This is a genomic window from Ruminococcus sp., assembly GCF_017549005.1.
GTDB lineage: Bacteria > Bacillota > Clostridia > Oscillospirales > Ruminococcaceae > Ruminococcus.
In genome coordinates this window covers 30,157-42,858 of sequence record NZ_JAFYYT010000047.1, presented here as the reverse complement: position 1 = coordinate 42,858, position 12,702 = coordinate 30,157, and the positions used below count along the sequence as shown (strand labels likewise).

The following is a 12,702-nucleotide window of genomic DNA, read 5'->3' as shown; positions in this document are numbered from 1 at the left end:
CTGCTCCTCCTTTACCTTGTGATACCGACTTCGGCCAGCTTTCCGCGCAGCTTATCCATAGCCCTTGTACACCGCGATCGGACGGACGAAGCCGTCATGGAAACCGTCTTCGCTATCTCCGACGATTTGCGGTTGTAGTAGAATTTCTGTATAAGTATGGTGGAATCGGGCTCGCCGAGTTCTTTTATCTTCTGTACGAGAAGCCTGCGGAGTTCTGAACTGTCAACGTGCTCGTCCACGCTGAAATCGGAAACAAGCTCCGCCATATCCTCCTCGTCTGCATATGCATTGTGGCTGTTTTCGGCGGAAAGGCTCCTGTAACGGTCGATGGCCGTGCGCTTTGCAACAGTTCCGATATATCCCTTGATATCGCTTACGTATTTCTCGTCGTACTCGAATTTTATGAATATATCCGTGAAAACATCGCAGACGCACTCTTCAACGTCCTCCCTTGTGCCGCAGCTCCTCAGCTTATTGAATACTATGGCATAAACATATCTGCCATACTCCTGCATGAGCTTTCTGTGGCAGTCCGCAGGAGATGCACTGAGAAGCTCTCTCAGCTCGTTTCCTGTCATGTTCATCCCTCCCTGCTGTATTTTTTATTGAAGATCGACCTTTCATAAACAACATTCGGAGCGAAAAACGAAAGTGCTGCAAGATCGTGAAAAATTTTTTCTCTTTTTTATCATACTGCTTCGGCATAACCCGAGATCATCTGCATTTTTCAGGCGGCAGCTCCGTCTGACAAAAAAATCCCCCGGCTGAGAGCCGGGGGAGTGTTATACGCTCATTATTCAGCGTCTGTATTCTTTTCGATATAGTTTACGATGTCTCCTACTGTCTTGATCTCCTCAACTGCCTCGTCGGGGATAGAAAGATCAAACTCGTCCTCGATAGTTGTGATAAGATCTACAACGTCGAGCGAATCAGCTCCGAGATCGTCCTGAATGTTTGAATCAAGGTTTACTTCGTCTGCCTCCACACTGAGCTGTTCTGCAATAATATCTTTGAGTTTTTCAAAAATCATTATCTGGTCCTCCATTTTTTCTTTTATTTTCTTTATTTTTTTGTCAAAATCGGTTCATTCAGTGAACGCTCCGATTTTTCTAAATTTAGTATAGCGTTCTTTAAGCAAAACGTCAATATCTTTTTTGCATTTTTCAGGTATTTTTTGTGACAAATATTCCTTTATATTTTCTGAAATTTTGTCTAAATCGTTATGGGCGCCTCCGAGGGGCTCCTCGATAATGGCTTCGGCAACACCCAAACGCACCATATCCTCCGCCGTTATCTTCATTATCTCGCTTGCTTCCTGCTCGCGTGAAGCGTCCTTCCAGAGGATACTTGCAAAGCCTCTCGGCGACAATACCGAGTACTCTGCGTTCTCGAGCATGGCAAGCTCGTCACATACGCCCAGCGCAAGTGCGCCGCCGCTTCCGCCCTCGCCGAGGACGATAGATACTATAGGTGTGCGGAGAGTCATGAACTCCGCGATATTCTTTGCGATAGCCTCGCCCTGTCCGCGCTCTTCGGCGGCTACTCCGCAGAATGCTCCGGGAGTGTCTATGAAGCATATAACGGGACGGTGGAACTTCTCCGCCTGTCTTGCTATCCTGAGCGCCTTTCTGTAGCCCTCTGGGTGGGGCATTGCGAAGTTGCAGGCTTTATTCTCGTTGAGGTCCCTGCCCTTCACCTCTGCTATGATGGTCACAGGCATACCGTCAAGTCTTGCGATACCGCCGATGATAGCCCTGTCGTCGCCGAAAAGACGGTCTCCGTGCATTTCATACCAGTCCGTGAAAATCTGAGGGATATAGTCCTTTATGGTAGGTCTGCCCTTAGTGTGTATGAGCTGAAGGCGTTCCCACGCTGTTCTTTTGTCTTCCATGCTCATGCCTCCTTAGGGGTGTATCCGTGGAGCTTCAGAAGGTGTGAGAGCACGCTCCTGAGCTTTCTGCGCTCGACTATCATATCAACAAAGCCCTTGCTGTACATGAATTCCGCAAGCTGGAAGTCATCGGGCAGTTTCTGCTTGATGGTTCCCTCGATGACTCTTCTGCCTGCAAAGCCGATAAGTACCTTCGGTTCTGCTATTATGATATCTCCCAGTGAAGCAAAGCTTGCGGTAACTCCGCCTGTGGTAGGGTCCGTCATTACCGATATATACAGTCCGCCTGCCTCGCTGTGGAGCTTTACTGCGCCCGATGTCTTTGCCATCTGCATGAGGGAGACTATTCCCTCCTGCATACGCGCTCCGCCCGACGCGGTGAACATTACCACGGGGAGCTTATGCTCCGTTGCGTACTCGAATGCGCGTGTTATCTTCTCGCCTACGACGCTGCCCATAGAGCCCATCATAAAACGCGAATCCATTACTCCTATTACTACAGGCGAGCCCTTGATTGTCGCCGTACCTGTGATGACTGCGTCGCTGAGTCCCGTACTTGCGCGGAGCTCTGCCTGCTTTTCGGGATAGTCGGGGAAGTTGAGCGGGTCTGCTCCCTTCATTCTTCCGTTGAGCTCCCTGAAGCTTTCCTTGTCTACAGTTATAGCGATACGCTCGTTTGAGGAGAGCCTGCCGTGATAGTTGCACTTGGGGCATACTCTTCTGAGCTCCTCGTACTTTGACAGAGGACTAAGTCCCTGACAGCGCGGGCATTTGAACATGGGGGGCTTGTATTCCTCTTCGCCCTCTCCCCAGCGCTTCTTAACTACGTTAAAAAAATCTTCAAACAATTCTTTTCACCGCATTCCCGTTTTATTTCTTCTTTTCTTCCATATATCTTCCGAGGAATCCGATATCATACTTTCCTGCCTTGAAATCGGCGTTCCTGATTATTTCCAGCTGGAAGTCTATATTTGTGTCAACTCCCTCAACGATGAACTCGGAAAGCGCCCACCTCATCTTGTTTATGGCGTCCTCTCGGTCGGAGCCGTGAGCGATGAGCTTGCTTATCATAGAGTCATAGTACGGAGTTATGGTATAGCCCTGATAAACGGCTCCGTCTATTCTTATTCCCGGACCGCCCGGCATATAGAGAGCCGTGATGGTTCCCGGGGAAGGTCTGAAGCCCTTGTCAGGATTTTCCGCATTTATTCTGCACTCGATAGCGTGGCCGCGCATTTTTATATCTTCCTGCTTTACCTCAAGAGGCTTGCCGTCTGCTATCTCTATCTGTGCCTTTACAAGGTCAAAGCCCGTTACCTCTTCGGTTATTGGGTGCTCGACCTGTATTCTCGTGTTCATTTCCATAAAGTAGAAGTCGCGGTTCTCGTCAACGAGAAACTCTATGGTGCCTGCGTTGTAGTATCCGCACTCCTTTGCGGCAGTTACCGCTGCTGCGCCCATTTTCCTGCGGAGCTCTTCGTCCACAATAGGGCTCGGGCACTCCTCCAGCATTTTCTGGTTGCGGCGCTGCATTGAGCAGTCGCGCTCGCAGAGGTGGATATAGTTGCCGTGCTTGTCGGCGATTATCTGTATCTCCACATGGTGGGGATTTATGAGGAACTTCTCGATATATACGGCGTCGTCGCCGAAGAAGTTCTTCGCCTCCTGCTGTGCAGCCGTCATCTGCGCTTCAAGCTCGTCGGGACTGTCAACACGGCGTATGCCGCGTCCGCCGCCGCCTGCGGAAGCCTTTACAAGTACGGGGTAGCCTGCTTTTTCGGCTATCTTCTCAGCTTCTGCGAGACTCTTTACCGCGCCCTTTGAACCGGGGATAACGGGTACTCCCGCAGCAGCCATTGTCTCCTTTGCAGCTGCCTTGTCGCCAAGCATCTCTATAGACTTATATGAAGGTCCGATGAAAACTATTCCGTTCGCCTCGCAGAGCCTTGCGAACTCGGCATTCTCGGAGAGGAAGCCGAAGCCTGGATGTATAGCCTCTGCTCCCGTATTTTTTGCAGCCTGTATTATGGCGTTCATGTTAAGGTAGCTGTCCTTTGTGGCAGCAGGACCTATACAGACCGACTCGTCCGCTATCTGTGCATGGAGAGAATTGCGGTCGGCTGTGGAATATACCGCTACACAGCGTATGCTCAGCTCTCTGCACGCTCTTATTATTCGTACAGCTATCTCGCCTCTGTTGGCGATAAGTACTTTCTTGAACATTTATATTTATCCCCCGTATGGATTATTTATTGTCTGTGATAACAAAGGTTATCTCGCAGGATACAGCCTTTTCGCCGCCTACGGACGCAAGCGCCTGTCCTGTTCCCACAGGTCCGCGCTGACGTACTATCTCGACCTCAAGGTCAAGAACGTCCCCGGGAACTACCTGTCTGCGGAACTTAGCCTTGTCGATGCCGCCGAAAAGTCCTATCTTGCCCTTGAACTCAGGCTTTGAGAGCATACATACAGCTCCTGCCTGTGCAAGCATTTCTACCATGAGCACGCCGGGAGTCACAGGATAACCCGGGAAGTGTCCCCTGAACCAGAAATCCTCCTCCTTGATGTACTTCCTTGCGTGTACCTTTACTCCCACTTCCATATCCACTATCTCGTCAATGAGGAGAAAGGGATCGCGGTGGGGGATTATTTCCATTATCTGCTCTTTATTCATAAGTATATCAGCCATTGTTATTCTCCTTTTTTGTATCACGGCATATCATTTCAGTTCCTCAGCATCGGGGTGCTCTCTCCTTGCCTTGTCGCGTATGCTGTCAAAGGTGAGCTCCGATATGGTGTCGGAATCGCTGTATGATGTGGTAACTATGAGTCTTGTGAATTTCGGATAGTCAGGCTTTGTCCTGAGGTCGTTCTCCACCTTTTCATGAAGCCAGCCCACAAGGAAGTTGAATGCCACTATTCCTATGAACTTCCAGTCTGCTATGAGTATGGGCAGAGAGCTGAGAGCCATGACATGAGGTCTCGGGTCTCTGCGTAAAATGACAAAATATGCAAATACTCCCATATACGCAAGGAAACCGAAAAGTCTCAGAAGTATCCTCCATGTGGGAGTGGTCGCTGAACTGAACATCTGCTCCAGCTGATTATTTACTACGAGCACTATACCGATAACAAGGCTCAGCACCAGCTGTCCCACCGACCATATGGCTATGAACCAGTGGTTTCGCTGCTTCTTATTGTAATTTCTTACGGCTTCGATGTTGTATTCCCTTGCCTCTGCAAACATTTCGGCGCTTGTGACGTTTATGCCGCCTGCGTCTATTATATCCTGAGTTATATATTTCCAAGCCATGATATGCAAGACCTCATATTATCCGAGAAAATCTCCTCTGTCGGGGTGATCCCTCTGCGCCTTTTCACGTATGCTGTCATATGTCATGTCATTGATATTGTCGGATCTGCTGAATACGGAATTTGTAACTATCCTCGGGAATGAGGGATAGCCCAGCTTTTTCGAGAAATAGTTCTCCGACCTTTCGTAAAGATACCCTATTATATAATTTCCTAAGGGGATACCTGCAAAGTACAGCGAAAACGCTATTACAGGCAGAGAAGCGAGGCAAAGTGTCTTTTTGTCGCGGCTTCCGTTATGGAAAGCGAACCAGAACATCAGCCCTAAATAAGCCAGCACTCCAAATACCGCAAGAGCTGCCCTCCATACGGGAACCTTCGTGTCTGTGGCTCTGTCATAGCCTGTCTGCATCTCAATACTGTTCACAGCACAGAATATTACGTATATTACCTGCGCGGCTATCCACAGGCCGAAAGCGATCTTTATCAGGTAGCGCTTCTTGTAGTTCCTGACGGCTTCTATGTTGTACTGCCTTGCCTCCTCGAACATCTCGGGAGATGTTATATTCACATTTCCCTTTTCCACAAGCTCCTGAGTAAGATACCTGTATTCCATTACTTTATGACCATGATCGGCTGGTCGAATTCTACCGCCTGTCCGTCGGAGACAAGTATCTGCTCAACTGTTCCGTCGTACTCGGACTGTATCTCGTTCATGAGCTTCATGGACTCGATTATCATGATAACGTCGCCCTTCTTGACCTCGTCGCCTGTCTTTACAAAAGGCGGCTTGTCAGGTGAGGGAGCTGAATAGAATGTGCCTACGATAGGCGATCTTACGATCTTTCCGCTTACTTCCTCCGCCATTGAAGCCTCGCTCTCGGCGAGAGTGCTCTCAACGGGAGCCTGATTCTGTGCAGGTGCTGCTGCGACTACAGATACAGGCATTGCAGGCATACATTTCTTGCCCTTGAGCGTTATGCTCTTGTCCCCGTTTGAAATGGTAAGCTCGGAAAGCTCCTTCCTGTTGATGATATCAGCAAGCTTTTCGATCGTTTCAAGGTCGATCTGACCATAAATTTTCTCCATCGAATATCCTCCTCAGTCATTTACCCTTTTAAAGCAGATAGTCGCATTATGTCCGCCGAATCCGAGAGAATTGGACAGAACAGCCTTTACCTCCTGCTTTATGTTGCCGTTTCCGCAGTAATCGAGGTCGCATTCCTCGTCGGGCACCTTATATCCCACTGTTGCGTGTATAAAGCCCTCTTCTACGGACTTTGCACATACTACGGCTTCAACTGCGCCTGCCGCACCGAGAAGATGTCCTATCATGGACTTTGTGGAGCTTATCTTCACGCGCCTTGCTTCTTCGCCGAAAGCAAGCTTGATAGCGGCTGTCTCATACTTGTCGTTGAGACCCGTTGATGTACCGTGTGCGTTGATGTAGTCTATGTCCGCAGGTCTGAGCCCTGCCTCCTGCATTGCGAGCTCCATGCCCTTTGCAGCTGCCTCGCCGCTGGGCATTGGTGAAGTCATGTGGTAGCCGTCGCAGGTAGCTCCGTAGCCTGCAAGCTCTGCGTATATCTTTGCGCCTCTTGCCTTTGCGTGTTCGTATTCCTCAAGCACAAGGACTGCGCTGCCCTCGCCGAGTACAAATCCGCTGCGCTCCTTATCGAAAGGAATGGACGCTCTTGTGAGATCATCGCACTTTGTAAGGGCTTTCATATTTGAAAATCCACCGAATGTGAATTCTACTCTCGTTGATTCTGTACCGCCTGCGAGACAAGCGTCAAGGTAACCGTCCTTGATCTTGCGGAAAGCCTCGCCTATGGAATGCGTGCTGGAAGCGCAGGCTGTTGTGATATCGAAATTGGCTCCCCTGAAGCCTGTTTTCATGGAAATGGTTCCTGCTGCCATATTGCTTATCATCATGGGGATATAGAATGCGGAAACTCTGCTCGGTCCCTTTTCGAGGTACTTCTCGTACTCGGAAAGAGTGAGATCCACGCCGCCTATTCCCGAACCAACAAGTACGCCTACCCTGTAAGGATCGAGGTCCTTCAGGTCTGTACCTGCGTCCGTGAGAGCCTCATGTGCGGCTATGACCGCATATTTCGTAAAGGTGTCCATATGTCTTGCTTCCTTCTTCTCGAAGCAGCCCTCAACACCGTAGTAATCTTCTTCATTGAAATCGCGGACGATACCTGCGACCTTTACGCCTGTGCGCTCTGTACCGAACATATCTATATACGATATGCCCAGCTTGTTCTCCTTTATTCCTGCCCAGAATTTCTCAACACCTGTTCCGAGGGGAGTTACTGCCCCCAGACCCGTGATAACAACTCTTCTGCTCATATTATACCCTTTCTTACCTCTGTATTGGATTTTTTGGTATGTCCGGAGCATTACGCCCCATGCTGCGACTGTTTATGCTTTTTACATTGAAAGTCCGCCCGAGATCTCTATTACCTGTCCCGTAACGTATGATGCGTTGTCGGAAACAAGGAAAGATACAACGGAAGCGATCTCCTCGGGCTCGCCGTAGCGTCTGAGAGCTACTGCCGAGATCATCTTCTCCTTGAGTTCGTCTGAAAGAACGTCCGTCATGGGAGTCCTGATAAGTCCGGGAGCTACTGCATTGCAGGTGATATTGCGCGAACCGAACTCCTTTGCGGTGGTCTTTGTCATACCGATGATAGCAGCCTTGGAAGCTGAATAGTTCATCTGTCCCGGGTTGCCGTAAAGTCCTGCAACGGAAGCAACATTGACTATCCTGCCGCTTCTCTGCTTCATCATGACTGCTGTGACGTGCTTTGTCATATTGTATACGCTCTTCTGGTTAACGGCGATAACAGCGTCGTAGTCCTCCTCGGACATTCTTGCAAGGAGCTTATCCTTTGTTATGCCTGCATTGTTGACAAGAGCGTCGATATTGCCGAAATCAGCCTTTATCTGCTTTACCATAGCCTCGCACTGGTCATATTTCGATACGTCCGCCGCATAGCACTCAGCCTTTACGCCAAATGCGCGGCACTCCTCTGCAACTGCAAGAGCCTTTTCCTTATCTCCGTCACTTGGATAATGATTTATTACTACGTCAAAACCGTCCTGTGCAAGCCTTTTCGCGATACAGGCGCCTATTCCCTGAGAAGCGCCCGTGATTATTGCTGTTGCCATTTTTGTTACCTCCGTTTTATTCGACTGTTTTATTTATTCTATCATTCTGTCAGCTTTTTTCAATGTGATATCTGTCACTTTTTCAGTTACAAATGTCACTTTTATCTGTCAGGCTCCTCAAATATCATGTCGTATTCGGACAAAGAGCCGTAATAGCCTGTTTTTACGGGAACATTGCCGATGTACCTGTATCCCTGCGCCGCCATTTCCTTTATGACATCACGGGGAGTCTGCTTCACACCGTCTTTTTTATAGTAATATATCCCGCCAAGGCTTCTTATAAACCTGAAATACTTGTATCTCACAGCTTCAGGAGCTTCTCCGCGCCGTCGTTTATTTCCTTTACTATGTCGGCACAGCTCTTTATCTCGTTGACCATGCCCGATATAGCTCCGCAAAGGAACGAACCGCTCTCCACGTCGCCGTCAACTACGGCTCTGCGGAGCGCACCGACTGTGAGCTGCTCGAACTCCTCGGGAGAGAGTGTTCCCTCCTTTTCGCCCGTTGCAAGCTTCTTTGCGAACTTTGTCTTGATATTTCTGCACGGATGGCCTGTGTAGCGGCCTGTTACGATATTGTCCGTGTCCTTTGCATTTATTACAAGTTCCTTGAAGGTGTGGTGTATCTGACATTCCTCGGAAGCAAGGAAGCGTGTGCCTATCTGAACGCCCTCAGCGCCCAGCATGAAGGCTGCCGCCATACCTCTGCCGTCGGCGATTCCGCCTGCGGCGATAACAGGTATCTCAACCGCGTCGACTACCTGCGGTACGAGACACATTGTGGTATTCTCGCCGATATGTCCGCCTGATTCGGTGCCTTCTGCGATAACTGCGTCAGCTCCCGACTTTTCCATTCTCCTTGCAAGAGCTACGGACGGAACTACGGGCATTACCTTTATACCTGCCTCTTTCCATGCAGCCATGTACTTACCGGGATTACCTGCGCCTGTGGTTATTACCTTTACTCCCTCGTCTATGCAGAGCTGTGCGAGATCGTCGGCATTGGGGCTCATAAGCATGATATTTACGCCGAAGGGCTTGTTTGTCTTTTCCTTGCAGAGGCGTATCTGCTCACGAAGATAGTCTATCGGAGCGCTGCCGCCTGCGATAAGTCCGATTCCGCCTGCATTTGATACTGCGGAAGCAAGTGTATGCTCGGCCACCCATGCCATACCGCCCTGGATTATGGGGGATTCGCAGCCGAGAAGCTCAGTAATGCGTGTTTTCATAGTTATACTCCTTTTTAGGGATTAGTGGTTGGTTATCAGCAGGAAACGCAGTTCCCTGCATCTTGGTTCTCAATATTCAAGAATTATTCCGCCGTAGGTGAGTCCTGCGCCGAAACCTATGAGTGCAAGCTTCTGTCCGCGCTTTATTATGCCCTTTTCTATGGATTCGCAGAGCGCAAGCGGTATCGAAGCGCTTGAGGTGTTGCCGTAATGGTCGAGGGTCACTATGAACTTCTCCATAGGCGCTCCCAGCTTCTTAGCAGCAGTCTCGATTATGCGTATATTCGCCTGATGCGGCACGAACCAGTCTATATCGTCCTTGGTTATGTTTATCTTTCCGGCAGCAAGCTCGAATGACCTGGGAAGAGCCTGCACCGCGAATTTGTAAACCTCTTTGCCGTTCTGCTGGAGCTTGTGCAGCGGAGCTTTCGGGAACGGATCGTCAAAATCCTTGTCCTGCGCCACCTCGGGAGCTACACTGAGAGCTCTCGCACAGAGGAGAGAAGCGCCGCTTCCGTCGGAGCAAAGCGCCGAAGAATAGAGCTTATCGCTCTTTTCAAGCACAGCTGCGGCTGCTCCGTCGCCGAAAAGTATGCACGATGAACGGTCGGTAAAGTCAAGGAAGCGCGAAAGAGCTTCATTTGCCACCACAAGCACGTATTTCAGGCCGTCGTCGGTCTCAAGGAAACGCCTTGCGGTATCGGCTGCATAGACAAATCCAGAACAGGCAGCGTTCATGTCGAATGCGGCTGCACTGACTGCGCCTATCTCATGCTGTATAACGCTGGCCATACTGGGAGTATGAAAGTCAGATGTGGCGGTACAGGAAATTACCAGCCCTATCTCGGCAGGGTCTATGCCTGCGGCTTCGACAGCTCTGAGAGCCGCCTGCTTTCCCATGTACCATGTGGGCTCCCAGCCTGCCATGGGGCGCTCGGTTATACCCGTCCTTGTACGTATCCACTCGTCATTTGTCTCTATAAATCGGGTAAAGTCATCGTTTTTCAATACCTGCTCGGGCACATATCTGCCCATTCCCAAAATGCTGATGCCCATTAAAAAGCTCCTTAGAATCAATAAAATTATGAAAATACAGTTGTAAAAACCGTAAATATGTGTTATAGTAGTAATATCGGTATCGCCTTTGGAGTTTTTCCTGTGAACAGGCGCAATACCACACATATTATATTGTAAATCATTTTGAGGTTTTTTGCAACGATATTTCTGCACTTTGATATTTTAAAGACAAAATATCGTCACTTCTCACAAATTTACAATCAGGCAACAGGATATTTTCACCAATACTTTGTATATAACATACAGAAAGGAAGTTATTTATTATGACAATTGCACTATTTTCAGGACAGGGCTCGCAGTACGAGGGCATGGGAAAAGACATAGCTGAGGCTATGCCCGGTCTCATGGACGTATACGAGACAGGCTCGGAGATACTCGGCTCTGATCTTAAAAATATCTGCTTCAATGCCCCTCTTGAGGAACTGTCAAGAACTATCAATTCGCAGCCTGCTATCATGGCTACTTCTATCGTGTGTCTGAAAGCCGCTCAGGCCAAGGGCTTCACCTTTGACGGAGTTGCAGGCCACTCTCTCGGAGAATACGCTGCCATGTACGCTTCGGAGATGATATCCCTCGAGGACGCATTCCGCCTCATAAAGGCAAGAGCTGCTGCTATGGAAGAGGCTACCGCTTCGGCAAAGGGCGCTATGGCTGCGGTCATGAAAATAACTCCCGAGGAAGTTGAGCGCGTATGCGGTGAGGCAAAGGAATACGTCACAGCCGTAAACTACAACTCCCCTGCTCAGACCGTTATCGCGGGAACTCCCGAGGGTATCGCTGAGGTAAGCGACGTTTTTGCCGGAATGAAGGCAAGAGTCATACCCCTCAACGTTGCGGGCGCTTTCCATTCAAAGCTCATGCAGCCTGCCGCCGATAAGTTCTACGAGACTGCAAAGGCCATAAAATTCAGCGCCCCCAAGGTAAAATACTACTCCAACCTCACAGGCGGCGAGCTCACAGACTTCTCGGATATGGCTGAAATGCTGGCAAAGCACATCGTTTCGCCTGTGCGCTTCACTTCGGAGCTTGCGGCTATGCAGGAGGCAGGCGCTGACAAATTCGTGGAATTCGGTCCCGGAAGAACTCTCACGGGTCTCGTAAAGAAAACTCTCAAGGACGTCACAGCCGTAAATGTTGAGGACCTTGAAACACTTGAAGGAGCATTGTCATGAACAGATTTGCGCTTATTGGTCACCCTCTCGGACACTCGATGTCCCCTCTTATACACGAAAAGCTGTTCGCTCTGAGCGGACTTGACGATACATCGTATGAGCTCATGGATATAGCTCCCGAGGATATGGCGAACAGCCGCGGACTCCTCGAAAGTCTCCGCGGTCTCAACGTGACTATCCCCCATAAACAGGCTGTTATCCCCCTTGTGGACGAGCTTGCGGAGAGCGCTCAGCGCTACAACTCCGTGAACTGCATAAACAACGACGGTGGAAAGCTCATCGGCTACAACACCGACTGCGACGGCTTCCTGCGTTCGGCGGAGCTCCTCCCTATCGGCGGGAATGTGGCTGTTTTAGGCTGCGGCGGCGTAGGCAGAATGATAGCTATCGAGGTTGCCCGTCACGGCGGTAACATCACTCTCGCAGTTATCCCTCAGGACGTTAAGAACGCTCAGATACTCATGGCCGAGATACTGGCAAAGTGCAGCGGCGCTTCTGTGAGGATCGCCGATATATCCACTCTCGACGGCAGCTACGACCTGCTTATAAACGCTACTCCCGTAGGTATGTACCCGAAGACGGAAGCCTGCGCGGTAAGCGATACCATAATCGAAAACAGCGGCAGCGTCTTCGACGTTATCTACAATCCTATCGAGACCTTACTTATGAAGAAGGCCCGTGCCCTTGGCAAAACAGCGGTCGGCGGAGCTTCTATGCTGGTATATCAGGCTGTAAAGGCTCATGAGATATGGTACGGCGGCAGCTTTGCTCCCGAGGATATCTCGAAGATAATCACCGACGTAGAAAATGCTGTTGAGAACATGAACAAGTGATCTAAGAAC

At 49.8% G+C, this 12,702-nt stretch carries 16 protein-coding genes; 2 read left to right on the top strand and 14 right to left on the bottom strand.

The features are described from left to right. Positions 1-11: 11 nt before the first annotated feature. The 14 genes from IKW96_RS11830 to IKW96_RS11765 form a co-directional block, all read right to left on the bottom strand. A complete protein-coding gene (locus IKW96_RS11830) occupies positions 12-578 on the bottom strand; it encodes a sigma-70 family RNA polymerase sigma factor (protein ID WP_296575027.1) in 567 nt (188 codons plus the stop codon). A 215-nt stretch (positions 579-793) separates the two neighbouring features. After that, the gene (gene acpP, locus IKW96_RS11825; RefSeq protein ID WP_294753468.1) at positions 794-1,030 is read right to left on the bottom strand and encodes an acyl carrier protein; all 237 of its coding nucleotides are present in this window, start codon (positions 1,028-1,030) and stop codon (positions 794-796) included. 54 nt (positions 1,031-1,084) lie between these two features. Next, positions 1,085-1,891: an acetyl-CoA carboxylase carboxyltransferase subunit alpha gene (locus IKW96_RS11820; RefSeq protein WP_296575023.1), complete on the bottom strand. Its 807-nt coding sequence runs from the start codon at positions 1,889-1,891 to the stop codon at positions 1,085-1,087. A gap of 2 nt (positions 1,892-1,893) precedes the next feature. Further along, positions 1,894-2,739: an acetyl-CoA carboxylase, carboxyltransferase subunit beta gene (accD, locus tag IKW96_RS11815; protein ID WP_296575022.1), complete on the bottom strand. Its 846-nt coding sequence runs from the start codon at positions 2,737-2,739 to the stop codon at positions 1,894-1,896. 22 nt (positions 2,740-2,761) lie between these two features. Further along, positions 2,762-4,114, bottom strand: coding sequence for an acetyl-CoA carboxylase biotin carboxylase subunit (accC, locus tag IKW96_RS11810; protein ID WP_296575020.1), 1,353 nt, complete (start codon positions 4,112-4,114; stop codon positions 2,762-2,764). Between the two features lie 22 nt (positions 4,115-4,136). Beyond that, positions 4,137-4,580 (bottom strand): 3-hydroxyacyl-ACP dehydratase FabZ, encoded by a 444-nt coding sequence (fabZ, locus tag IKW96_RS11805; RefSeq protein WP_296575017.1) that lies wholly within the window; start codon positions 4,578-4,580, stop codon positions 4,137-4,139. 30 nt (positions 4,581-4,610) lie between these two features. Beyond that, positions 4,611-5,204 (bottom strand): hypothetical protein, encoded by a 594-nt coding sequence (locus IKW96_RS11800; protein WP_296575014.1) that lies wholly within the window; start codon positions 5,202-5,204, stop codon positions 4,611-4,613. Between the two features lie 18 nt (positions 5,205-5,222). After that, positions 5,223-5,819, bottom strand: coding sequence for a hypothetical protein (locus IKW96_RS11795; protein ID WP_296575011.1), 597 nt, complete (start codon positions 5,817-5,819; stop codon positions 5,223-5,225). Then, positions 5,819-6,292: an acetyl-CoA carboxylase biotin carboxyl carrier protein gene (accB, locus tag IKW96_RS11790; protein ID WP_296575008.1), complete on the bottom strand. Its 474-nt coding sequence runs from the start codon at positions 6,290-6,292 to the stop codon at positions 5,819-5,821. The genes IKW96_RS11795 and accB overlap by 1 nt, the downstream gene beginning before the upstream one ends. 12 nt (positions 6,293-6,304) lie before the next feature. Then, positions 6,305-7,561, bottom strand: coding sequence for a beta-ketoacyl-ACP synthase II (gene fabF / locus IKW96_RS11785; RefSeq protein ID WP_296575005.1), 1,257 nt, complete (start codon positions 7,559-7,561; stop codon positions 6,305-6,307). 81 nt (positions 7,562-7,642) lie between these two features. Next, positions 7,643-8,383 (bottom strand): 3-oxoacyl-[acyl-carrier-protein] reductase, encoded by a 741-nt coding sequence (fabG, locus tag IKW96_RS11780; RefSeq protein ID WP_296575003.1) that lies wholly within the window; start codon positions 8,381-8,383, stop codon positions 7,643-7,645. Positions 8,384-8,484: 101 nt separating this feature from the next. Next, positions 8,485-8,688 carry a DUF4177 domain-containing protein gene (locus IKW96_RS11775; protein WP_296575001.1) on the bottom strand — a complete coding sequence of 68 codons (204 nt, stop codon included), beginning with the start codon at positions 8,686-8,688 and terminating at the stop codon, positions 8,485-8,487. Then, on the bottom strand, positions 8,685-9,611 hold the full coding sequence (gene fabK / locus IKW96_RS11770) for an enoyl-[acyl-carrier-protein] reductase FabK (RefSeq protein WP_296574999.1): 927 nt from the start codon (positions 9,609-9,611) through the stop codon (positions 8,685-8,687). The genes IKW96_RS11775 and fabK overlap by 4 nt, the downstream gene beginning before the upstream one ends. 69 nt (positions 9,612-9,680) lie before the next feature. Beyond that, on the bottom strand, positions 9,681-10,667 hold the full coding sequence (locus IKW96_RS11765; RefSeq protein ID WP_296574996.1) for a beta-ketoacyl-ACP synthase III: 987 nt from the start codon (positions 10,665-10,667) through the stop codon (positions 9,681-9,683). A gap of 284 nt (positions 10,668-10,951) precedes the next feature. Between IKW96_RS11765 and fabD the strand changes: the two genes are divergently transcribed. Both fabD and IKW96_RS11755 read left to right on the top strand, forming a co-directional pair. Continuing rightward, on the top strand, positions 10,952-11,860 hold the full coding sequence (gene fabD / locus IKW96_RS11760) for an ACP S-malonyltransferase (protein WP_296574994.1): 909 nt from the start codon (positions 10,952-10,954) through the stop codon (positions 11,858-11,860). Further along, positions 11,857-12,693 carry a shikimate dehydrogenase gene (locus IKW96_RS11755; protein WP_296574992.1) on the top strand — a complete coding sequence of 279 codons (837 nt, stop codon included), beginning with the start codon at positions 11,857-11,859 and terminating at the stop codon, positions 12,691-12,693. The genes fabD and IKW96_RS11755 overlap by 4 nt, the downstream gene beginning before the upstream one ends. Positions 12,694-12,702: the final 9 nt, after the last annotated feature.

Coding starts and splice junctions, on each gene's coding strand:
- IKW96_RS11765 (WP_296574996.1), bottom strand. CDS start 10,667: ATGGGCATCAGCATTTTGGGAATGGGCAGATATGTGCCCGAGCAGGTA.
- fabF (WP_296575005.1), bottom strand. CDS start 7,561: ATGAGCAGAAGAGTTGTTATCACGGGTCTGGGGGCAGTAACTCCCCTC.
- fabZ (WP_296575017.1), bottom strand. CDS start 4,580: ATGGCTGATATACTTATGAATAAAGAGCAGATAATGGAAATAATCCCC.
- accB (WP_296575008.1), bottom strand. CDS start 6,292: ATGGAGAAAATTTATGGTCAGATCGACCTTGAAACGATCGAAAAGCTT.
- fabD (WP_296574994.1), top strand. CDS start 10,952: ATGACAATTGCACTATTTTCAGGACAGGGCTCGCAGTACGAGGGCATG.
- fabG (WP_296575003.1), bottom strand. CDS start 8,383: ATGGCAACAGCAATAATCACGGGCGCTTCTCAGGGAATAGGCGCCTGT.
- IKW96_RS11800 (WP_296575014.1), bottom strand. CDS start 5,204: ATGGCTTGGAAATATATAACTCAGGATATAATAGACGCAGGCGGCATA.
- fabK (WP_296574999.1), bottom strand. CDS start 9,611: ATGAAAACACGCATTACTGAGCTTCTCGGCTGCGAATCCCCCATAATC.
- accC (WP_296575020.1), bottom strand. CDS start 4,114: ATGTTCAAGAAAGTACTTATCGCCAACAGAGGCGAGATAGCTGTACGA.
- acpP (WP_294753468.1), bottom strand. CDS start 1,030: ATGATTTTTGAAAAACTCAAAGATATTATTGCAGAACAGCTCAGTGTG.
- IKW96_RS11820 (WP_296575023.1), bottom strand. CDS start 1,891: ATGGAAGACAAAAGAACAGCGTGGGAACGCCTTCAGCTCATACACACT.
- IKW96_RS11755 (WP_296574992.1), top strand. CDS start 11,857: ATGAACAGATTTGCGCTTATTGGTCACCCTCTCGGACACTCGATGTCC.
- IKW96_RS11830 (WP_296575027.1), bottom strand. CDS start 578: ATGACAGGAAACGAGCTGAGAGAGCTTCTCAGTGCATCTCCTGCGGAC.
- IKW96_RS11795 (WP_296575011.1), bottom strand. CDS start 5,819: ATGGAATACAGGTATCTTACTCAGGAGCTTGTGGAAAAGGGAAATGTG.